This window comes from Paraburkholderia sp. SOS3 (assembly GCF_001922345.1).
Lineage (GTDB): Bacteria > Pseudomonadota > Gammaproteobacteria > Burkholderiales > Burkholderiaceae > Paraburkholderia.
Window position 1 is genome coordinate 799,015 of record NZ_CP018812.1, and the last position, 21,082, is coordinate 820,096.

Consider the following 21,082-nt stretch of genomic DNA (forward strand, 5'->3'; position numbering starts at 1 on the left):
GATCCAGTTACTTGCTGCCCTCATCGAAATTGTCAGTCCAATCAGCTACGCCATACTCCAGGCCCTGCCATGCGGCGCCATTAAATGGTAGGTAGGTACTGCCTTTACAGACATGATTAAAGATAACCCTGCCTTCTTTGGTCACATAGACTGCTCCGGGAACGAGCGCATTGGAGACGATGTACGTGTAATTTCCACTCGCGAATTTCAAATGACTACCTAATCCATCCGGCAATCGAGAAACATCGACAATGGATATCTTTCCGCGTGGAGACGTCAGTGTGTCGGGAAATTTGTACTCAATCTTGCTTTGTGTTCCGAAGCGGTACTGTACATAGCCGTGATCGGGTGAAATGTTATGAGCGGCACAAACAGAGACGATTTTTCGGGACTCTTGCAGTCTGCAGCTAAAATACTGCGTCTCACCCTGATGACATAGACTTGTGGCTCCGAGGTAACTGGCGGCTTCGACAGATCCCCCGTAACAGGCGATCGCGATAGCGAAAAGGCATGCGCTTCTTAAGCGATTTCTCATGCGAGGCCTCCCCATTTGTGAATCTCTAAAAAATTGCGTTGTCTGCCATTAATGCTTTCTATCTTTATATGATTGGGCTTTCCTGAGAACAATCCAGGGTTTATCACCTTGCTGATGGAGTCAACGGTAGTTTTATCATCACCTTTATCTGCGAGTCTATAAAGACCATGGTCAACCCAGAAGAAGCACGCGGAACGGACCGCATACTTTATTTGGCTAAGACTGTCAGGATCGTTTTCGAAGTTCATATCCACATCCGTGGGCCACGCGCTGCTGTTGGCTTTATGCCACTCTGTGAACCGCTGGTATCCACCTCGATGTGTGAGTTGGATCATGCCGCGGCCTCGATAGCGGTAGCCGTCCCCGCTTTCTGGATCTCCGTTGCCATCGCGGCTCGCATATATGCGGTTAGCAATGGCCTCTTCGTTTGCGGGATGTTCTTTCGTTCGCCCGTACTGCTCGGCCTCGCTAGGGTGCTTCAGAAAATAGGAAAATGTCCCGCTGGTAAGCGCCTGAGCATCGTAGTTCAGGCTCTCGCTGTGCAGTAGCAATGCTGAACCCGTTTCTTGTTTTACCTGAGCAAAGAAATGCACTCTTCGAAGGGCGTCGTCGAGTTTGTAAACGCTCATGTGCGCATTCAACTCGTCAGCGACTTGCTGAAGCAAATGTGCCGATGCATTGGGAAATATATGCTGAAGCATTGCCGGTGTGAATTGAAAAAGCGACGTGAAATTCGCATCAGGCCAATCGGGTGAATATGAAACACATCCGGTTCCGGAAAGCCCGGCACCCGAGCCTTCACCTCATCCCACCACGCAAGCTTGCCGATCCGCTTTAGCTCTTCCTCGCGCTGCGGCTTCGTGCCCGTGCGCTGGTCGAGTTCCGCAATCAGCTTCGTCCATTTGGCCGGGTTCGCCCACTCGCTCCCGTGCTTGACGATCAGCCGCGACGCAGCCTGCACGAGCCACGGATAACCGCCCCGTTCGGTCTTCGACAGTGAGCACAGCTCGACCGCCGCCTGCCGGCCGTCGCCGCGGGTGAACAGCGCGTCGTACACCTTCAGCATCAGTGGACTGAGCTTCGCGCGCGAGGCCGTGTCGGCCACCTCGGCATGACTCGCGTAATCGATCCATTGCGCAGAGTTCGCAAAGATCGTATGGGTCGCATCGTGAGCGTCCTCGATGCACCGGAAATCGATCCACTTGCGCGAGAATTCGCGCGTGACCATGCCGCCCTTGTGGCTCGACTCCCGTACCCAGCCCTCGATCGGATGCCCCAGCATATTGGCGCTCTGGACAAGCCACCAGTTCACCGTGCGCTGCTGGATCGGGTCCGGCTCCGGTTCCGCGTAGTGCCGGCTTCTGTCCCGGGCGAGCCCGGCCAGCGGGTAGACCTGGACCACATCGGTTTTCCTCGACTGCGGCTCCATCCCTTCGGCAAACGTATCGCCGTTACGCTGGTTCAGCACCGTGTTCGGCCCGATCCGCAGGATGGTCGGATCGGCCGGCAGGCCCAGCTCGCTCCAGTCCTCCCTGTGCGGGCCATGCTGCGAAATCCAGGCGCGGCTCTGCTCGATAAACGGCCTGATGCTGCCGTCGCAGAACACTTCGATGTGGGCCATCCGTGTCCCGCTCGCGCCGCCTTCGGTCAGCGCGTCATAACGGCCCATGTGGCCGATCGGGTCGCCCGCCCTCACGCAGAAGCCCGCGCCTTGCGCATCGTCCGGCCGGCAATGCGCAGCCGCGGTGATCACCACCTGGTCGAATGCTGCGTCGGGGAAGACTTCATCAACCAGCGGGCCGCCGTTTTCCTGACCCATGCAGATCCATCCGCCGATCGCCGCCGACGCTGAGACGAACGTTCCCGCAATCGGTGGATGCAGCTGCGCGCCGTGCAGGTCCTTCAGCTGCCCCCAGCCCTTCTCCTTCTTTCCGATACTGACGCTGGCGCCCTGCGGCAGGATGCCGATCGCGTTGCTGTGCGGCGTCGGCGCAGTGCGTACGCGCAGCCCCAGCTGCCTCGCGTCCGCTGCCTGTCCGTTTCTGCCGATGACCGGTCTGTCGCGCGCAAAAGAGGTGACCAGCCACTGCCTCGTCCAGTAGGACGGTTTTCCCCGCGCCGGGAAATTCGCATAGTCCTCATCGGACATCAGGTGCATGTACAGGCTATAGAACGTCAGCGCCGAGCCGCGTGGAAACTCCATCGAGTGGCGCAACAGCGCAAAGCCGGTGCTGTAGGGCGCGCGAACCGTGCCGCCGCCCGGCGCGGCAAACTCGCTGACCGGGTAGGCGCGGTTGGCGCGATAGGCGATCAGATGACCGTCGGCAAGTGCACGCAGACCTGCATCGAGGTCCATTGCCCGGCCGGCACCGGCTTCCGTAATGTGGATGCCGCCATGCCACATGCCGCTCCTGCTGACGGGATACGAGCCGGACGGCTCGCGTTCGGCCAGCAGACGGTGAATCTCGTGCTCGTCGGTAAACGGCGACGCCTTCTGCGCCTTGCCTTCGGCTTTGCGCAGGAACGGAAAGGCAAACTGCAGCTGCCGCAGTCGAGGTTTTGCCGGTTGAGGAGCTTGCGCTGATTGCTTCGGCGTGTGCTTTGTTGTCATGGGTCAGGCTTATTCAGAGAATCCGAAGCCGATCGCTCTCAACGTCGGTTTCGATTGAGGTCATGTCTGAGATTGCGTGTGCCGAGGGCAGAAATGTCCCGCTTTTTATGGGACATATTCAGAAGTGGCGTGAATCACATCGTCCGCACAATCGGCACGGAAGAAACTAATCGCCAAACAGCGCGGCGTCCATCCTGCCTGCCTGAAATTGACAAATCTTTTCAATGGAGCCGAGACGGTACGCGGGCAATTCGCGCCCGGATCTCGATGAGCCTGGAGTTCAGTGATTGATGCGCAAGCACTTGAGACGTGCGTGTTTGATTAGGCAAACGAAAGGCCACTGCCCGTAAGGGCAGCGGCCTTTTGCAAACAGGTGGTATCTATGCCACCTGTTTGGCTTCTTAACGCTTCCTGTTATTGACCGGCAGCCGGCGATTTCACACTCGGTGTCGCCAGCGTATTGTTAGTCGCGGGAGCCGGCGTATCCGCCGGTGCGCCACTGTTAGCGGCCGGCAGGCCCGAGTTCGGCTTTCTCGTCATTGCACCGCTATCCGAATTACCGGAACCCGGCGTGCCGTAGCTATTCGTCGCGCGGTTCATCTGATTCGACGGGCTAGCCGTGCTGCCGTTCGACGAACCGGCGCCGCCTGCACCGCCCGCGCCGCCGGCAGATTGTGCATAAGCGGCGCCCGACAGCGCGAGTGCGGCAGCGGCAGCGATCAATATGCGGGATGCGTTCTTCATGATCCGTCCTCCTTAATTGAATTGAATTTCGACGCAAACAAACGCTGTTTGCTTAACGACGAAGACGAGCAACCGCCGTGCCGCGTATTTCGATCTGCATACCTTCCCTATTTTCTCCGACGTTGAATGCACGTTGATGCACGTTTACATTCCGGATTGTGCACGATAACATGCGCCCATGAACGACAACATTCCCCTTGCACGGCGAGACGAAATTGCTCATCGGCTCGCTCAGGGCCAGCCGGTCGTAGCGGCCACGCTCGCTGTCGAATTCAATATTTCAGAAGACGCGATTCGCCGGGATCTACGTGCGCTTGCGGCCGAGGGGCTGTGCCGCCGGGTCTATGGAGGCGCGTTGCCCATCACGCCCGCGACCGCCCCGATGACAGCGAGGATGGTCGAAGCGCGTGAACGAAAAATGGCGTTGGCTCGCGCAGCAGTGCGGCTTATCGAGCCACGCGAACTTCTGTTTCTCGACAGCGGCAGCACGAATCTCGCGCTTGTCGAGGTGTTGCCGGAGGAAAGCGAGCTGAGCGTCGCCACCAATTCCATCGATATCGCCGCTGCCGTCCTTCACCGCGGCGATCTGCAACTCATCATGATAGGAGGCGCAGTCGATGCGGCAGTCGGAGGGTGCGTCGATGCCGGCGCGGTGCAGAGCGTCGAGCAGATGAATATCGACCGATGCTTCCTCGGCTCGTGCGCGATATCGCCAAAAGGCGGTATCAGTGCCTTCAATCTCGCCGACGCCACGTTCAAGCGCGCTGTCCTCGCGGCAAGCGCGCATAGCGCGGTGCTGGCGACCACCGATAAATTCTCCGCTCGTGCGTCTCATCGGGTCGCAGCCATGGCGGCGATCGAATGCGTCGTCGTCGAACACGATTTGCCTCGTGCAGAGCGCGCGTTTCTCTCCAAGGCTGGGCCAAAGGTCCTGGCTGCATTGCCGGCCGGTTTTTAGGTACACGGTAAAGCCCAATGGGAACCGACAATGTCCATATCGAGTGAGATGAATTCGAATCAGCCGGCCGCCCGATTCGCTACCCGCCTTGCGTTCCTTGTAGCCGGTTTCGGTGTTGCGTGCTGGGCGCCACTCGTGCCATTCGCGAAGGATCGGCTTGGCGCGAGTGACGGGCTGCTTGGCATGCTGTTGCTTTGCCTGGGCTTAGGGTCGGTGATTGCGATGGTATTCACCGGTGCGCTCAGCGCGCGATATGGCAGCAAGCCCGTCATTGCAGCAGGAGGGATCGGGCTAGCTGTAGTTCTCCCGTTGTTGACGCTGGTGAGTACGCCGCTTACGCTGGCCCTCGCCTTGCTTGCGTTCGGCGCGTGTCTCGGCTCGCTCGATGTCGCCATGAACGTCCACGCAGTCGAAGTCGAACGCATGGAAGCGCGCCCGTTGATGTCGGGTTTTCACGCGCTATTCAGCGTCGGTGGATTCTTCGGCTCGACGTTGATGACATTTCTGCTTTCGATGCAGATGGGAACACTTGCCAGCACCGTGCCCTGTGCTGTCCTGATGTTCGCCGCAATCGTGATCGCGCAACCGCGGCTGCTCGATACGACCCAGCAGAATGACGCCCCGCTGTTTGCCATCCCGCGTGGAGTCGTTCTGTTGCTGGCGGCACTTGCGGCCATCACGTTTCTCGTTGAAGGTGCGCTGCTCGACTGGAGCGCGTTGCTCATTACCGGCAAAGGGCTCGTCGATGCAGCGCGCGGCGGAATGGGCTATATGCTGTTCTCGATAGCGATGACAGTGGGCCGTTTGTGCGGCGATGCAATAACGGCACGCGTTGGCGATCGCATGGTGATGTTCTGGGGCGGCGTTGTCGCCACGGTCGGTTTCGTTGTCTTGCTGATCGCAACGATACCTGTCGCTGCAATGTCCGGTTTCCTGCTGATCGGCCTCGGCGCTTCCAATGTGGTGCCCGTACTGTTTCGCAAGGCGGGCGCGCAGCGCGTGATGCCATCTGCGCTTGCCGTCGCGGCGATCACGACTACCGGCTATGCCGGAAATCTCCTGGGCCCGGCAGGCGTGGGCTTCGTCGCCAATCATGTCGGCTTGCCCGGTGCGTTCTGGATATTGGCCGCGCTGCTCCTTCTCGTTCCTTGCTGCGCACGGTCGGTGACAAGCAGGCGGGCGATCTCTTCCGGGGCCAGCTAGGCCATCTGGCTAATCGTCCTGCGAAACCTGTGCAAGGACAGCGCAAACAGCGTTGCGCCGATCGCGATCAATGCGCAGAACGGTCTCCACACCATGTCGATCCCAGCGCCCCGGTAAAGGATGGCCTGCCCCAGTTCGACGAAATGTGTGGTGGGCGCCGCGAGCATCACGTCACGCACGATTTGCGGCATGCTTTCCCGCGGCGTTATGCTGCCCGAGAGCATCTGCATGGGCAACAGCACGAGCACGATCAGCATACCGAACTGCGGCATGCTGCGTGCGAGCGTCGCCAGGAAAATACCCATCGACGTGGTCGCGAACAGATGCAGCGCGGCGCCCAGCATGAACAGCGCGACCGATCCCTCGACCGGCACGTGCAGCACGCCGCGTACGACGAACGTCAGCGAAAACGCCGCCGCGATCATTACCACGAGCCCCATCGACCAGACCTTCGAAAGCATGATTTCCACTGGCGTGACGGGCATGACGAGCAAATGCTCGACGGTGCCGTGTTCGCGCTCCCGGATCAACGCCGCGCCCGTGAGAATGATCGACAGCATCGTGACGCTGTTGATCACTTCCATCAGCGCGCCGAACCGCACATGTTCGAGATTCGGGTTGAAGCGCATGTGCATGGCGATATCGACAGGCAGCGTCGCAGTGGCACGATAGCGCCGTGCGAATGCATCAACCTCGCCGCTCACGATCTGCTGCACGTACCCGCTTCCGGTGAAGGCTTGACTCATCCGCGTCGCGTCGACATTCAGCTGGATGACGGCGCGGCGGCCCGCGAGGATATCGCGCTGGAAGTTCGGCGGAATGTCGAGCGCGAACGTATAGGTGCCGGTATCGAGGCCGCGGTCGACTTCCGATGCCGATATCAGCGCGGGCGTTCCGAACTGCGGCGGGAAGAACGCCTCGACGATACGCGCCGAAAGGGGCGATGCGTCTTCGTCCACCACCGCGATCGGCGCCTTGTGTAGCGTATCGGGCTGCGCCGTGGCGGCGGAGTAGATCGAGACGGTAAATGTGTAGACGATCAACACGAGCATGATCGAGTCGCGCCGCAGGCTCCACAGTTCCTTGATGCCGAGCCGGTAGATGTTCGAAAGTCGCTGCACGATCACGTCTCCTGCTTGCGTAGCATCGCCATGGCCATGCCCATCACCACCGGTATCGTGATCAGCAGCGGCCAGAACTGCGACTGCAGCTCCTCGAAACCGAGCGCCTTGTTGAACACGCCGCGGCTGATCGTGAACATATAAGTGGCGGGATAAATCCGCCCGATCAACCGCCCGCTGCCTTCCATCGAAGAGAGCGGATTAATGAGGCCCGCGAACTGGATCGTCGGCACCATCGTGCCGATGATGGTCAGAAAAATGGCCGCAATCTGGCTGCGCGTGAACGTCGATGCAAGAAGCCCCAGACCCGTCGCCACGATGCTGAAGACAAGCACGGCTGCGAGCAGCGTGATGAAGCTGCCCTTCACCGGAACGCCGAATGCGAATCTCGCCATCACGGTCATCAGCAGGAAATTGACGAGCGCAAGCAACACATACGGCACCTGCTTGCCAAGCAGAAATTCGGCGCGAGTGACCGGCGTGACGTACAGGTTCACGATCGAGCCCAGCTCGCGTTCGCGCACGACCGCGAGTGCAGTCAGCATCGCGGGCAACATCAGCAGCAACATTGGAATGATGGCGGGCACCATGGCGGGAAGACTTTTCACGTCGGGGTTGTAGCGAAACCGCGTTTCGATGTCGAGCCGGGCTGCAGGGGCCACGCCGAGCCGGTACTGCGCTTGATCGGCAAGCCAGGCGGCGTGCATCCCTTGCACGTAACCGCGAATCGTCTCCGCTCGCTGCGGCATTGCACCGTCGACCCAGACGCCGATCTCTACGTGTCTGCCGCGCTGCACGTCGCGTGCGAAGTCGGGTGGTATCTCGATTGCGAGCGAAAGCTCGCCGTTGCGCATGCGCCGGTCGAGGTCTTCATAACCGGCGAGCGGCGCCTGCTCGATGAAGTAGCGCGAGCCCGAGATGTTCAGCTCGTAGTTCCGGCTCAGCTCGGTCTGGTCGCGGTCGAGCATGGCGAAACTGAGGTTCTCGACGTCCATATTGATACCGAAACCCATCACGAACATCAGCACGAGCGAACCCAGCAGCGCCAGCGTTGCGCGCACCGGATCGCGCCGCAGTTCCAACGCTTCGCGCCACACATAAGTGAACATTCGCGCCGGGCTGAAGCGGCGGGGGCGGGGCGTGCGGACTGCCCCTTCGCGCGGCGCCGCGATCGCTGTCGTCGACGACGCGGTGTCGAGCGCGGCCTCGCCGCTGGCTTCGGTCAGATAGCCGACGAACGCCGCTTCGAGCGTCGCGGCGCCGCGTGCGCGCACCAGTGCGGCGGGGGCGTCGCTGGCGAGCACCTTGCCGGCATGCATCAGCGAGATGCGATCGCAGCGCTCGGCTTCGTTCATGAAGTGCGTCGAGATGAAGATCGTCACCCGGTCCTGGCGGGCGAGGTCGATCATCAATTGCCAGAAGCTGTCGCGCGCGATTGGATCCACGCCCGAAGTCGGTTCGTCCAGAATCAGCATTTCGGGCTTGTGCACCATCGCCACGGCGAGCGACAAACGTTGCCTGACACCGAGCGAGAGATTCATGGGCAGCGCGTCGAGCACGTCCGCGAGACCGAAGCGGTTGACCATTTCGTCGACGCGCGCGGGAATCTCATGTTCGTTCACATGGAAAAGGCGCGCGTGAAGCACGAGGTTCTGGCGCACGGTGAGTTCGCTATACAGCGAGAACGCTTGTGACATGTAGCCAACGCGCCTGCGTGTGTCGATGTCTTGGGGATCCACGGCGCGGCCGAACAGCATGGCGGAGCCTTCGGTTGCAGGCAGCAGGCCGGTCAGCATTTTCATCGTGGTCGACTTGCCGCAACCATTGGAGCCGAGGAAGCCAAAGATTTCGCCTCTGCGGATGCGAAAGCTCACGTGGTCGACTGCGACGAAGTCGCCGAAACGCATCGTCAGATCGTGGGCCTCGATGGCGATGTCCGCTTCGTCGACCGCTTCGAGCGGAGCGATCTGCACGGCGCGGTGACCGCGTCGCCTCGCCTCGGGAAGCAGCGCAATGAACGCTGCTTCGAGCGTTTTACAGCCCGTTTGCTCGAGAAGCGCGGTGGGCGTGTTCGTCGCGAGCACGCGGCCGGCGTCGAGCGCGACGAGCCAGTCGAAGCGCTGTGCTTCGTCCATATAGGCGGTGGCGACAATCACGCTCATCGCGGGCCGCGCTTCGCGAATGCGCGCGATCAGGTTCCAAAACTGCATGCGCGCGAGTGGATCGACACCCGTGGTCGGCTCGTCGAGAATCAGCAGGTCGGGGTCGTGAATCAGCGCGCAGCACAGCGCGAGCTTCTGTTTCATGCCGCCGGAAAGCTTGCCTGCCGGGCGCGCCAGAAACGGATCGAGCCCCGTGCGGTGCGTCAGGTCCTCGATGCGGCGGCGGCGTTCCGCTGCGTCGTGGCCGAAGAGCCGCGCGAAGAACTGCAGGTTCTCTTCGACCGACAGCGTGGGGTACAGATTCTTCCCGAGGCCTTGCGGCATGTACGCGATGCGCGGGCAGACCCGGTTGCGGTGACTCGCCGACGCCATGTCGCCGCCCAATGCCTTGACCGTCCCGTGCTGCACCTTGCGGGCGCCCGAGGCCAGCGCGAGCAGGCTCGACTTGCCCACGCCGTCCGGTCCGATCAGACCCACCATGCGACCTGCCGGAATGTCGAGCGTAACGCCATCGAGCGCGAGCGTCTGGCGATAGCGCAGGGTCACGTCGTGCAGACGCACGACGGGTGCGCCGCTCGCGTCGCCGCTGCGTAGACCGTTTGCGGTGCATGGCAGCGTCGCGTTCACTGCGGCACCCGGATCGACAGTTTTGCCGGCCATGCGACGCGCGAGTCGAGCCGGACCCATGCGACGCCCGGCAATCCGGTCTTGACGAGTTTCAGATGCTGCAGGAGCAGCTCGCGGCTGATCCGCGCTTTGACGCGAAACATCAGCTTCTGACGCTCGCTCGCGGTTTCGACAGTCTTCGGCGTGAACTGCGCGGTGCTCGCAACGAAGGAGACCGCAGCCGGAATCACGTAGTTGGGCGCGGCGTCGAGCACTATCCGCACTTCGGCACCGAGCGCGACCTTGCCGGCTACCGTCTCAGGCAAAAAGAAGGTCATGTAGACGTCGGAGAGGTCGATCATATTGAGGACCGTTCCGCCGGCTGCGAGCACTTCGCCCGGTTCCGCCACGCGGTACTGCACGCGGCCGTCGCGCGGCGCGGTGAGTTCGCTGTCGACGATATCGGCATTGACCCGCGCGACGGTGGCCTGAGCGGCCACCACCATCGAACGCGCGGCAACAAGCTGCGCGCGTGCCGCGTCGATCGCGGCCGCCGCAGTGGCGACCTGTGCGTTGGCGGCGTTGACGGCGGCCTCGGTGCTGCGCATCCGGGCGCGGTCGTCGTCGAGTTCCTGCATCGACGAAGCGCCTTCGCGCGATAGCGTTTCCGAGCGCGCGAGCTTGCGCTGCGCGGCGTCGCGTTCGGCTTCGCGCTGCGTCACGAGCGCCTGAGCGGCGGCCTTGTCGCTCACACGCTGCGCGACCTGAGCCTCGACGCTCGCTGCGTTGTTGATGGCTTGCTGATGCTGCGCGCGCGCTTCGTCGAGTTGTGCCTCGAGCACGGTGACCTGCATTTTGGCGAGTGGTTGGCCCGCCTTCACGAAGTCGCCTTCGTCCACATAGATGGCATCGACCCGGCCGGCCAGCTTCGTCGCCACGTCGATTTCGGTTGCTTCGACGCGGCCGTTGCCGCTCGCGAATGCGTCGCCCGGGCCGTCGGCGTGCAGCCGCGTCCACGCAAAATAGCCGGAGGCCGCCACGATCAGCAGCGCCGCGACGGCGATCAGTTTTTTTGTTGTGGCTGCAACGTTCATTGCGGCGCGCCCCGTAATGTTGAATGGTCCGGTACCGCAGGCGAGTGGTCGGCCGATGGGGCGTGTTCCAGATTGCCGCCGAGCGCCGCATACAGCGCGACCCGGCTCGACAGCAGGGCCCTGCGGGTCTGCACGAGCGCTTGTTGCGCGTCGAGCAGATCGCGCTGCGCGTCGAGTACTTCGAGAAACGGCGTGGCGCCGCTGTCGTACCGCAGCCGCGCGAGCCTCGCGCGTTCGGTCTGCGCGTCGAGTGTCGCGCGCGCGGATTGAACCTGGTCGGCGAGCCATTCGCGCGCCGACAACGCATCGGCCACATCGCGAAACGCGGACTGGATGCTTTTCTCATACTGCGCAACCGCCTCTTTCTGGCGTGCCTGTTCGAGATGCAGATTGCTGCTGTTGCGTCCCGCGTCGAAGATCGGCATCGAGACGCTTGGCAGAAAGATCCATGTGCCGGTATTTGCCGCGAACAGATCCTGAAGGGCGGTACTGCTGCTGCCGAGTGCGCCGGTCAGCGTGATGCGCGGGAAGAACGCGGCGCGCGCTGCGCCGATGTTCGCATTGGCCGCGCGCAACTGGTGTTCGGCCGCGACGATGTCAGGGCGATTCTCGAGCAGTTGCGACGGCAGACCGGCGCCGAGATCGGCGCGAACGCTGAGGTCGTCGAGTTCCGATGGCAGCGACAGGGTTGCCGGTGCGCCGACCAGCACGTCGAGCGCGTGAGCATCGGTGGCGCGCTGCTGTTGCAGTTGCGCGGCGAGCGTGCGCGCTTGTTCGAGCAGGATCTGCGACTGCATCAGGTCGAGCCTCGACGTTGCGCCGACCTCGAAGCGGCGCCGGAAGATGCGCAGGGATTCCGTGCGCGTCGTAATTGTCTGGCGCGCGATGGCAATGCGCTCGTCGAGTTCGCGCAGCAAAAGGTAACTGTCGGCGACCTGCGCGATCAGCGTCAGGGTAGCGGCGCGTTGCGATGCGTCGCTAGCCAGAAAGTTTTCGAGCGCGGCGTCCTTCAGGTTGCGCACGCGTCCCCAAAAATCGAGTTCCCAGTTGCTTTCTGTCAGGCTCACGCTATAGCCTGCGCCGTCGATCGGCTGGGTGCCCAGGATACCGCCCGGCGTCCGGAAGCGAACATAGGACGCGCCCGCGTCGACGGTAGGGAATTGATCGGCGCGGCGTATGCCGTATGCGGCGCGCGCCTCTTCGACACGCTGCACGGCAATGCGCAGGTCGCGGTTATGCGCGAGCGCCTGCGCGATCAGCGCCTGAAGCTGCGGGTCCGGGAAGTAGTCGCGCCAGGTCACGTCGGCGGCGGTGGTGTGACCCGCGTCCGGTGCGTCGGCAGGCCACGAGGTTGCGACCGGCAATGCGGGCCGTTCGTAGTGTGGCGCGAGCGACAGGCAAGCCGATAGCGACAGCGCGAGCGCCAGGACGGCCGCACGCAGCCGATAGGCGTACTGCTTCAGGCGTTCGCTGGGAGCGGCATCGTTATGCATGGCATGGCTGCGGATAGATTATTCGCACCGCCGCGCCGAGGCACGAGCGGTAATGCGTTTGGCAGGCGCGTGGCGACGAGCAGGGCCCCTGGTCTTTATAGCCGCATGCAGGCTACGTATCGTTGATGCAAGTCAACGGGCCGACCGGCCAGCAGGAGCTGATGCGGGTTCTGGATAAAGCCGACGCGCGAACGTCTGTGGGGAGGGGAGGCCGGTTTCCGAAAGTGACCGATCACTGCTTCATGATGTCGGCGCAGGCGGCTAGAGGCAGGAATTCAACGCTGGTGAGAAAGCCCGCGACCGAATCTCCTAACCATAGGAAGATGCGGTCACGAGCAAACGTAGAAAAGCACGTCCAACGGGTGCCCCGCGCACCCGCCTGGCGCTAAATTGGCTAGATGGCCATCCGGAACATCGAGACCGCGGAATTCAGATCGCTCGCCTGCGACTCCAGCGAACTTGCGGCCGCAGCGGCCTGCTCAACCAACGCGGCATTCTGCTGCGTGGTTTCATCCATTTGCGATACCGCCTGGTTGACCTGGCCAATCCCCTTGGTCTGCTCCTCGGATGCGGCCGTGATCTCCGCCATGATGTCGGTCACGCGCCGGATTTCGTGGGTGATTTCGCCCATCTTTGCACCGGCTTCGCGCACGTAACCCGCGCCCGCCTGAACGCGCTCGACCGAGTCATTGATCAATTCCTTTATTTCCTTCGATGCGCTCGACGAGCGCTGCGCGAGCGAACGCACTTCTGACGCCACGACCGCAAAACCTCGCCCTTGCTCGCCCGCGCGCGCGGCTTCGACGGCCGCGTTCAGAGCGAGAATATTCGTCTGGAACGCGATGCTCTCGATGATGCCGACGATGTCAGCGATCTTGTCCGAACTCTCATTGATGCCCTTCATGGTTTCGACCACCCGTGACACCGCCATACCGCCCTGCTCGGCGACGGCGACCGCCTGCGAGGCGAGCTGGTTGGCCTGGCGGGCATTGTCGGCGTTCTGCGTGACGGTCGACGTCAGCTGTTCCATGCTGGCCGCTGTTTGCTGCAGCGAAGCCGCTTGTTGCTCGGTGCGCTGCGAGAGGTCCTGGTTTCCCGCCGCGATCTGGTGAGTCGCGGTAGCGATCGAGTGGGCCGACACCTTGATCGTGCCAATCGTTTGCGCAAGTTGCGTCTGCATGCGTTTGATCGAGAACAGGAGGCTCGACTTGTCATCCGGCGCTGTCGTCACCGCCGCAGTCAGGTCGTTATCGGCGATCCGGTTGGCGATCGCGGCTGCGTATGCGGGCTCGCCGCCGAGCGAGCGCAGGATGCCGCGATTGAGCAGCACGACAATGGACGACAGAGCGCCCGCGAGCACCACCAGGATGCCTAGGCTCCGGTACAGCGACGAACGGAACGCCGCGTCGATGTCGTCGACATAGAGACCGGTGGTAACGATCCAATCCCAGGGCTGGTACGCCGCGGCGTAGATGATCTTTGGCGACGCTTCGGTTGCTCCCGGTTTAGGAAATTCGAAGCCAACAAATCCCTTACCGTCGCGCTTGATGGCGGAGACGATGTCCCGGTAGAAGTAGACATTGTTCCGGTCCTTGACGTCACCGACAAACTTGCCGATCGACGCCGGCTGGATCGGGTGCATCAAAATCGTCGGGTTCGAGTTGAGCACGACGAAGTAGCCCTCTTCGCCGTACCGCATGTTGCGGATGCTATCCATCGCATGTCGCTGGGCTTCCGCCACAGGCATGCTGCCGGAGTTGGCCTGGTCGCCAAAATTCCTGACCACGCTGAGCGCGATTTCCGATGCGTGTATCAGTTCGTCTTTACGCTCGGCGAGGCGTATGTCGCGCGTTTCGTAAGCGTTGTAGACCGATATGCCGGCTAGGCAGAGCACGCCCAGAATCAGCGGCAGCCACAGCTTTTGAGCAAAGGACAGCTTCATATTACAGAACCCCATTCGTGTAAGCGTCACGGCCTGTCTGTTCTTCTGAACGCGCTTCCGGAACCATGTGTGCCAAGTAACAGGTAAACGGCTTCGTTCCCAAAATCTGAAGGGCCGCTACGGGTCTCGTTGCTTCCGGCGTGGACTGGATCTGCTCTCGATCGAAGCAACGAGAAAGTTGGGAAAGGTATTTGAAAATTCGTTTACCAGACGAATCGATGTTGTCTCGACGCATAGCCACGTCGCCACAAGACCCCGGGCATGCTCCGTGCAACCTTATTGGCGTTGGACGCAAGGCCATGCTTATTCGACCCGCATCGATATGGACGCCATCCACAACAAAGCTCGCCCGGCAGCGCCGCCGTCAGGGGAACCCGCCTTCACCGGCTTCGTGCGGGTGCGCGGCGCTCGCGAACACAATCTGAAAAATATCGATGTGCAGATACCGCGTGATGCGCTGGTCGTCTTTACGGGGGTGTCCGGATCGGGCAAATCGTCGCTGGCATTCGGCACCTTGTACGCCGAAGCGCAGCGGCGCTATTTCGAATCGGTCGCGCCGTATGCCCGGCGTCTGATCGAGCAGGTCGGCGTGCCCGAAGTGGACGCCATCGAAGGCCTGCCGCCCGCCGTTGCGCTACAGCAGCAGCGCGGCACGCCGAGCGCGCGCTCGACGGTCGGCAGCGTAACCACGCTGTCGAGTCTCGTGCGCATGCTTTATTCGCGTACGGGCGACTACCCGCCGAAGCAGCCCATGCTGTTCGCCGAGGATTTCTCGCCGAACACGGTGCAAGGCGCCTGTCCGACTTGCCACGGACTTGGCCGTGTGTACGAGGTCACCGAAACATCGATGGTGCCGGACGATTCGCTGAGCATTCGCGAGCGCGCAATCGCCGCATGGCCTCCCGCGTGGCACGGACAAAACCTGCGCGACATTCTGGTGACCCTTGGCTACGACGTCGATAAACCGTGGCGCGATCTGCCAAAGAAAGACCGCGACTGGATTCTCTTCACCGACGAACAGCCGACCGTGCCCGTCTACGCCGGACTCACGCCGAAAGAAACGCGTGCCGCGCTCAAGCGCAAGGACGAGCCAAGCTACCAGGGCACATTTACCGGTGCACGCCGCTATGTGCTGCACACGTTCGCGAACACGCAAAGCGCGCTGATGAAAAAACGCGTGTCGCAATTCATGATCGGCAGCGTCTGTCCAGCCTGTCACGGCAAGCGGCTCAAGAAGGAAGCGCTGTCGGTGAAATTCGCCGGGCTCGATATCGGCGCGTTCGCCCAGTTGCCGCTAGCCAGACTTGCCGAGATGCTCGAACCGATCGCGCGCGGCAAATGGCCCGAGCCGGATGCCGCTCATTCGGGAAAAGACGCCGGCAAAGGCAGCGTGCTCAGCAGGAGCGCCATGCGCGATGCCGTCGATAAACGGATCGCTGCAGGCGGGTCCGCGCATAAAGCCTCGCCCGATGTGCGGCGTACGCCGAACCTGTCCGAGGAAAAACGCGTCGCCGCGCAACGCATTGCAGCCGAGTTGCTCGAACGCCTGACCACTCTGGTCGATCTGGGCCTCGGCTACCTCGCGCTGGAGCGCAGTACGCCCACACTGTCATCCGGCGAACTGCAGCGTTTGCGGCTCGCCACGCAGTTGTCGTCGCAGTTGTTCGGTGTCGTGTATGTGCTCGACGAGCCATCGGCCGGCCTGCACCCCGCAGATGGTGAAGCGCTCTTCGGCGCGCTGCAGAGCCTGAAGACCGCGGGAAATTCGCTGTTTGTCGTCGAACACGATCTGCAGATGATGCGGCGCGCCGACTGGCTCGTCGATGTCGGTCCCGCGGCCGGCGAAGCCGGCGGCCATGTGGTCTATAGCGGACCGCCGGCTGGCCTCGCGAATGTCGAAGCGTCACATACCCGCCGACATCTGTTCGCGCCGCCCGTGCCCGTTGCGCGCACGACGCGCGAACCGGCCGGCTGGCTGAGGCTCGTCGGCATCACGCGCAATAATCTGCATGGACTGGACGCCGCGTTTCCGCTCGGCTGTCTGACTGCCGTCACGGGCGTGTCGGGCTCGGGCAAATCGAGCCTCGTGAGCCAGGCATTGCCGGAACTGGTCGCTAGCCACCTTGGACGCGCCTTCGAAAAACCGGACGACGACGAGCAGGATCCGTTGCTCGCGGGCTCGAGCGCGCCGACCGGCGGCCGCATTGCCGAGGGCATGGACGCGCTGCGCCGCCTCGTGCGCGTCGATCAGAAACCGATCGGCCGCACGCCGCGTTCCAATCTCGCCACCTACACGGGCCTCTTCGACCACGTGCGCAAGCTGTTCGCCGACACGCCCCTGGCTCGCAAGCGTCGCTATGGCGCGGGCCGCTTCTCCTTCAATGCGGCGCAAGGCCGTTGCCCGACGTGTGAAGGCGAAGGCTTCGTCAGCGTCGAACTTCTGTTCCTGCCAAGCGTCTATGCGCCGTGCTCGACCTGTGGCGGCACGCGCTACAACACACAGACGCTGGAAGTCACATGGCGCGATAAGAACATCGCGGAGGTGCTCGGCTTGACCGTCGATGCGGCCTGCGATTTCTTCGCCGACGAAGCCAGCGTGATGCGCGCACTGAACGTGCTGCGTGACATCGGCCTCGGCTATCTGCGGCTCGGTCAACCTGCCACCGAATTGTCCGGTGGCGAAGCTCAGCGCATCAAGCTCGCCACGGAACTGCAACGCGCGCAACGCGGCGACACGCTGTATATCCTCGACGAACCCACCACGGGCCTGCATCCCGCCGACGTCGACCGGCTGATGGTGCAACTGCAGGGACTGGTCGATGCCGGCAATACCGTCGTCGTCGTGGAGCACGACATGCGGGTCGCCGCACAAAGCGACTGGGTTGTCGACGTCGGCCCGGGCGCCGGCGGTGCCGGCGGCAAGATCGTGGCGAGCGGTACGCCGGCCCAGGTTGTGCGCGTGAAGGAAAGCCGCACCGCGGCGTATTTGAGGCAGCACCTCGCAGTATGAATGATGCAAGTACGCACGCTAGCGTGCGCCGCGCTCTTCTTTCTGAAGGAAGCCCGGCACATGGGTCTGTCCGTGTCCGCGGATTTTTGATAGAACGCCAAGCAGTAAGCCATGGCGTGCCGTGTTCAGTGCTTCTCGAATCTGCGGAGCGCTTCAGGCGTGATCGGCGTGAAGAAGTTGATGAGGTTGCCGTCCGGATCGCGAAACAGCAGCGAACGGTTGCCCCAAGGCTGGGTCGTCGGCGGCTGCACAATATCGGCCGACATCGCGAGCAACTTCCTGTGTTCGTCGTCGGCATCCTGTACGCGGAATTCGATGATGACCGAGCGATTGCTCGCCGGTGTCGCCGCTGCGCCGAAGAACTGATTCATCGTGCGGGTGGTACCGATCGCCAACGTGCAGGACGGCGACGCGAGTTCGGCGAATTCGTCGGTAAGCCACGCGGCCGTCAGCCCAAGTTCTTCATAGAAGCGCACGAGCCCTTTGATGTCGTCTGTAATAATACGGGTTGAGACGAAGTCCATTTTTCTCCCTCATGTGATTGCATCGTGCGCCGGATGGTGCGCGACGTCATGGACATCCTACAAAGGTGCTGCTGCCAGCATACTGTCAGCAGCGAACGCATGCGTCGATCCGACCGGCTGTTTCAGCTCATCCAGATTTTGCGGCGCGCGCGACGCCCGGTCACCGCACGCACTATTGCCGCGGAACTGGAAGTGTCGATGCGTACCGTCTACCGCGACATCGCCGATCTGATGGCGCAGCGTGTGCCTATTCGCGGCGAGGCGGGAACCGGATACGTGCTCGATCGCCACTACGACATGCCGCCTTTGATGCTGACCGCCGAGGAACTGGAGGCCGCGGTGCTCGGGGCGCAATGGGTGGCACAGCGCAGCGACTCTGTGCTTTCCCGGGCTGCGAAGGACCTCGTCGCAAAGATCACCGCGGCGGTGCCCGAGCATCTCCGGCCATTTATCGCAGAACCGACGATCGGCCCGGTGGCGCCACTCGCTGTGTCGGCAGACGCGATCGACATGGGGCGCGTGCGACAGTGGATTCGCGAGGGACGCAAAATGCGCATCCGTTATTGCGACGAACGCAAGCGCATCAGCGAGCGTACGATCTGGCCGATCATGATCGGCTACGCGGACGCCGTGCGTCTGCTGGCTGCCTGGTGCGAACTGCGACAGGATTTTCGCCACTTCAGGACAGATCGGCTCATCAGCGCGGATTATCTCGATGAGCGCCACGGTGAACGAAGACTCGCTCTCGCCATGCGCTGGAAGCGTTATATGAAGGAGTCACGCGGGCTCGATCTGTCGGGGTAGCACGATTGCAGGAACACATGATCGCCTTTACTGCCTCGTCACTCTGACAAGCGACCAATCGTATCCGAGCGCCTTCACGCGTGCCTTCAGATCATCAAGCGTTGCCGGGGAAGGGTGTGCGGTTCGGGTCAGCACCCATAGGTAACGCCCCGACGGCTCGCCCACGATCGACCAGTCATAGTCATCATCGTGATCGAGTATCCAGTAGTCTCCGTAAAACGGACGGAAGAAAGATACTTTTAGTTTCGCATTCGTAGCGGGATCCGCAACTTTCGCTTTTCCGACCGATTGTTTGAACCCACCGGAATTGCCGGGTTTCCGGCCGCGGTTGACCACGTTGACCGTCCCGTCCGCGTTAAGCGAATAGTCTGCCGTGACTTCGTCCATGTCTTTTTCAAACGAGGCCTCATAGCGGAACTGCTCGTACCAACGGCCCATATACCTGCTCAGATCGACCGGTCTGGCCGGCTGTGGCACGTCACGATTACCGACCGGACCGGGGCGAGGAATGTATGCGCACGCGCCGAGAAGCATCGCCGTTCCCGTTAGCGCTAAAAGCAGATTCTTCTTTTGCATGGCGATTGCTCATCCGAATGAAAAAGACTTTTGGAACGGCAGCGAAGTGCTACGTACATTCCCCTGGCTACCGATATATCACTTTAGTTCACTTGAATGAGCCGTGCCGTAGCGCGGATATCGAACGCTACGTCGCGACGAAAGTAAGCCATGGAGACCATGCTGACACCAGGTGCCCGGCAGAGTTCAGCTGTTCCTGTCCACGGCTTCATGGAAGCATCCACTGCGATCCACGGCCTAACCACACACGGTCGGCGAGCCAGACAGCAATCAGCGTGACGCCCATCAGAGGAAAAACTATCCCGAGAACCACGAGGCCAAGTTTCCAGCCGCGCATCGGTACCGTCGTGCGGTCGCGCGCCGGCGCGCCGAGCTTGCCCGCCGGCCGGCGCTTCCACCACATCACGAAGCCCGTCGCAGCGAGCGCCGCGAGTCCAAGAGAAATCGCCGAACATACGATCTGGTTCGCCACGCCGAAATAGCGGCCCATATGCAGTGAGGTGCCGTACGACACCGCCTTGCCCACCGCGCCATAGTCTCCGTAGCGGATGTCCTTCAGGACTTTGCCGCTGTACTGGTCGACATAAATCGTGCGTTCCAGCTTCGGATCGGCCGGAAAGTACGACACCGTATAGACGCCGTTCGCGGCAGCGGGCAGCGCGACATCGTAGCCATCGGCGAGACCGAGCCCGCGCATCTGCGCGACGATGCGATCGAGCGGCAATGCTGCCGCAGCGGCATCGTGCGACTCAGGTACGTGCGTCGCGCCTGCGGCCCACGGCACTTGCGGCAACGGCAGATCGTCCATCGTCATGCCGGGCATCGCATCCATGCCGCTCGTCGGCGACGCATGCATCGCATGCTCGTCCACATCGGCCGCGCGAGTGTCGGTACGCCGCGCGGGCTGGCCGCCGGGCGGCCTCGACTGCAACGGCAATCCGCCCCACGATCCTGGCGGCGAGCCGAGTTTGGCACTCGTGGCAAGCGCCTTGAACTGCTTACCCCATGAGCCGGTCCACGGCAGGCCGGTCACGACAAACGCCAGCGCACCGACCGCGAGCCAGATGCCGAGCGCCGCATGCACGCTTTTCCACAACGGCCGCCCGCGCAGCGAAAGGCGCGGCATGAGCGCCGCGCGCAATGTGGTGCCTGCGTGCGGCCACCACAATGCGACACCCGTGCCGATCATCACGAGCGTCCAGCATGCGACCAGTTCCATCAGCAGCTCGCCCGGTTTGCCGAGCAGCAGCTTGCGGTGAATCATCCGGTCGACCTGCATGAAGCGTCGCTCGACGCTCAGTGTGCCGAGCACCGAGCCGTCATAGGGATTCACGTAAACGCTTTGCCGGTCGCCGTTTGGCAGCCGGAAAATAAACTCCGCGCTGCGGTCCGCTCGCGACGAGATGCGTGCGGTCGTCGCGACCGAGCCCGCCGGCAGCGCACGGCGCGCGTTCGCGAGCAACACGTCTTCGTCGAGGCGTGCGACGTTGCGCGGCTCGACCACGAGCCGGTGCGGATAAAGCAGCGGCTCGATCTGCGGCTGGAAGCAATACAGCGTACCGGTAATCGCGAGCACGACGAGAAACGGCATCACGAAGAGGCCTGCATAGAAATGCCAGCGCCATAGCGTGCGATAACTGCGGCTCGATGCGCTCGCGCCAGCCGGCGCGGGACGATGTTCGATTGCTGCGGTGGACAT

Annotated in this window: 16 protein-coding genes; 4 read left to right on the forward strand and 12 right to left on the reverse strand. The window is 62.2% G+C overall.

The window, feature by feature from the left end:
* Positions 1–7: 7 nt before the first annotated feature.
* From BTO02_RS34445 to BTO02_RS23605, 4 genes are all read right to left on the reverse strand, one after another.
* Positions 8–535, reverse strand: coding sequence for a hypothetical protein (locus BTO02_RS34445; RefSeq protein WP_156883959.1), 528 nt, complete (start codon positions 533–535; stop codon positions 8–10).
* The gene (locus BTO02_RS23595) at positions 532–1,164 is read right to left on the reverse strand and encodes a glycoside hydrolase family 19 protein (protein ID WP_075159638.1); all 633 of its coding nucleotides are present in this window, start codon (positions 1,162–1,164) and stop codon (positions 532–534) included. The genes BTO02_RS34445 and BTO02_RS23595 overlap by 4 nt, the downstream gene beginning before the upstream one ends.
* 8 nt (positions 1,165–1,172) lie before the next feature.
* A complete protein-coding gene (locus BTO02_RS23600) occupies positions 1,173–3,146 on the reverse strand; it encodes an SH3 domain-containing protein (RefSeq protein WP_075159639.1) in 1,974 nt (657 codons plus the stop codon).
* A 414-nt stretch (positions 3,147–3,560) separates the two neighbouring features.
* Positions 3,561–3,890 (reverse strand): hypothetical protein, encoded by a 330-nt coding sequence (locus tag BTO02_RS23605; RefSeq protein ID WP_075159640.1) that lies wholly within the window; start codon positions 3,888–3,890, stop codon positions 3,561–3,563.
* A 178-nt stretch (positions 3,891–4,068) separates the two neighbouring features.
* On the opposite strand from BTO02_RS23605, the gene BTO02_RS23610 reads away from it, so the two are divergent.
* Both BTO02_RS23610 and BTO02_RS23615 read left to right on the forward strand, forming a co-directional pair.
* Positions 4,069–4,848 (forward strand): DeoR/GlpR family DNA-binding transcription regulator, encoded by a 780-nt coding sequence (locus BTO02_RS23610; protein WP_075159641.1) that lies wholly within the window; start codon positions 4,069–4,071, stop codon positions 4,846–4,848.
* Positions 4,849–4,896: 48 nt separating this feature from the next.
* A complete protein-coding gene (locus BTO02_RS23615; RefSeq protein WP_075159642.1) occupies positions 4,897–6,051 on the forward strand; it encodes an MFS transporter in 1,155 nt (384 codons plus the stop codon).
* Here the strand turns inward: BTO02_RS23615 and BTO02_RS23620 are convergent.
* The 5 genes from BTO02_RS23620 to BTO02_RS23640 form a co-directional block, all read right to left on the reverse strand.
* Positions 6,048–7,172, reverse strand: a complete 1,125-nt coding sequence (locus tag BTO02_RS23620; protein WP_075161306.1) for an ABC transporter permease — start codon at positions 7,170–7,172, stop codon at positions 6,048–6,050. The genes BTO02_RS23615 and BTO02_RS23620 overlap by 4 nt on opposite strands.
* Positions 7,173–7,174: 2 nt before the next feature.
* Positions 7,175–9,994 carry a ribosome-associated ATPase/putative transporter RbbA gene (gene rbbA, locus BTO02_RS23625; RefSeq protein ID WP_083615336.1) on the reverse strand — a complete coding sequence of 940 codons (2,820 nt, stop codon included), beginning with the start codon at positions 9,992–9,994 and terminating at the stop codon, positions 7,175–7,177.
* The gene (locus BTO02_RS23630; RefSeq protein ID WP_075159643.1) at positions 9,958–11,034 is read right to left on the reverse strand and encodes an HlyD family secretion protein; all 1,077 of its coding nucleotides are present in this window, start codon (positions 11,032–11,034) and stop codon (positions 9,958–9,960) included. Before BTO02_RS23630 ends, rbbA begins: the two co-directional genes overlap by 37 nt.
* Positions 11,031–12,527 carry an efflux transporter outer membrane subunit gene (locus BTO02_RS23635; RefSeq protein ID WP_075159644.1) on the reverse strand — a complete coding sequence of 499 codons (1,497 nt, stop codon included), beginning with the start codon at positions 12,525–12,527 and terminating at the stop codon, positions 11,031–11,033. The genes BTO02_RS23630 and BTO02_RS23635 overlap by 4 nt, the downstream gene beginning before the upstream one ends.
* A 394-nt stretch (positions 12,528–12,921) precedes the next feature.
* Positions 12,922–14,469 carry a methyl-accepting chemotaxis protein gene (locus BTO02_RS23640; RefSeq protein WP_075159645.1) on the reverse strand — a complete coding sequence of 516 codons (1,548 nt, stop codon included), beginning with the start codon at positions 14,467–14,469 and terminating at the stop codon, positions 12,922–12,924.
* 322 nt (positions 14,470–14,791) lie between these two features.
* Here BTO02_RS23640 and BTO02_RS23645 point away from each other — a divergent pair, with 322 nt between their 5' ends.
* Positions 14,792–17,479: an excinuclease ABC subunit UvrA gene (locus BTO02_RS23645; protein WP_075159646.1), complete on the forward strand. Its 2,688-nt coding sequence runs from the start codon at positions 14,792–14,794 to the stop codon at positions 17,477–17,479.
* A 125-nt stretch (positions 17,480–17,604) separates the two neighbouring features.
* Here BTO02_RS23645 and BTO02_RS23650 read toward each other — a convergent pair whose 3' ends face one another.
* Entirely contained in the window at positions 17,605–18,003 is a 399-nt protein-coding gene (locus tag BTO02_RS23650) for a VOC family protein (RefSeq protein WP_075159647.1), read from the reverse strand.
* 99 nt (positions 18,004–18,102) lie between these two features.
* Here BTO02_RS23650 and BTO02_RS23655 point away from each other — a divergent pair, with 99 nt between their 5' ends.
* Positions 18,103–18,807, forward strand: a complete 705-nt coding sequence (locus BTO02_RS23655; protein ID WP_075161308.1) for a helix-turn-helix transcriptional regulator — start codon at positions 18,103–18,105, stop codon at positions 18,805–18,807.
* Positions 18,808–18,834: 27 nt separating this feature from the next.
* Here the strand turns inward: BTO02_RS23655 and BTO02_RS23660 are convergent, their stop codons facing one another.
* Entirely contained in the window at positions 18,835–19,383 is a 549-nt protein-coding gene (locus BTO02_RS23660; RefSeq protein ID WP_075159648.1) for a lipocalin family protein, read from the reverse strand.
* A gap of 208 nt (positions 19,384–19,591) precedes the next feature.
* Positions 19,592–21,082 (reverse strand): PepSY-associated TM helix domain-containing protein, encoded by a 1,491-nt coding sequence (locus BTO02_RS23665; protein WP_075159649.1) that lies wholly within the window; start codon positions 21,080–21,082, stop codon positions 19,592–19,594.

Bases quoted from the DNA above. Each gene is read 5' to 3' on its own strand.
- BTO02_RS23655 (WP_075161308.1), top strand. From the start codon at position 18,103: ATGCGTCGATCCGACCGGCTGTTTCAGCTCATCCAGATTTTGCGGCGC.
- BTO02_RS23635 (WP_075159644.1), bottom strand. From the start codon at position 12,527: ATGCATAACGATGCCGCTCCCAGCGAACGCCTGAAGCAGTACGCCTAT.
- rbbA (WP_083615336.1), bottom strand. From the start codon at position 9,994: ATGGCCGGCAAAACTGTCGATCCGGGTGCCGCAGTGAACGCGACGCTG.
- BTO02_RS23595 (WP_075159638.1), bottom strand. From the start codon at position 1,164: ATGAGCGTTTACAAACTCGACGACGCCCTTCGAAGAGTGCATTTCTTT.
- BTO02_RS23640 (WP_075159645.1), bottom strand. From the start codon at position 14,469: ATGAAGCTGTCCTTTGCTCAAAAGCTGTGGCTGCCGCTGATTCTGGGC.
- BTO02_RS23650 (WP_075159647.1), bottom strand. From the start codon at position 18,003: ATGGACTTCGTCTCAACCCGTATTATTACAGACGACATCAAAGGGCTC.
- BTO02_RS23610 (WP_075159641.1), top strand. From the start codon at position 4,069: ATGAACGACAACATTCCCCTTGCACGGCGAGACGAAATTGCTCATCGG.
- BTO02_RS23645 (WP_075159646.1), top strand. From the start codon at position 14,792: ATGGACGCCATCCACAACAAAGCTCGCCCGGCAGCGCCGCCGTCAGGG.
- BTO02_RS23600 (WP_075159639.1), bottom strand. From the start codon at position 3,146: ATGACAACAAAGCACACGCCGAAGCAATCAGCGCAAGCTCCTCAACCG.
- BTO02_RS23660 (WP_075159648.1), bottom strand. From the start codon at position 19,383: ATGCAAAAGAAGAATCTGCTTTTAGCGCTAACGGGAACGGCGATGCTT.
- BTO02_RS34445 (WP_156883959.1), bottom strand. From the start codon at position 535: ATGAGAAATCGCTTAAGAAGCGCATGCCTTTTCGCTATCGCGATCGCC.
- BTO02_RS23665 (WP_075159649.1), bottom strand. From the start codon at position 21,082: ATGTCCACCGCAGCAATCGAACATCGTCCCGCGCCGGCTGGCGCGAGC.
- BTO02_RS23605 (WP_075159640.1), bottom strand. From the start codon at position 3,890: ATGAAGAACGCATCCCGCATATTGATCGCTGCCGCTGCCGCACTCGCG.
- BTO02_RS23630 (WP_075159643.1), bottom strand. From the start codon at position 11,034: ATGAACGTTGCAGCCACAACAAAAAAACTGATCGCCGTCGCGGCGCTG.
- BTO02_RS23615 (WP_075159642.1), top strand. From the start codon at position 4,897: ATGAATTCGAATCAGCCGGCCGCCCGATTCGCTACCCGCCTTGCGTTC.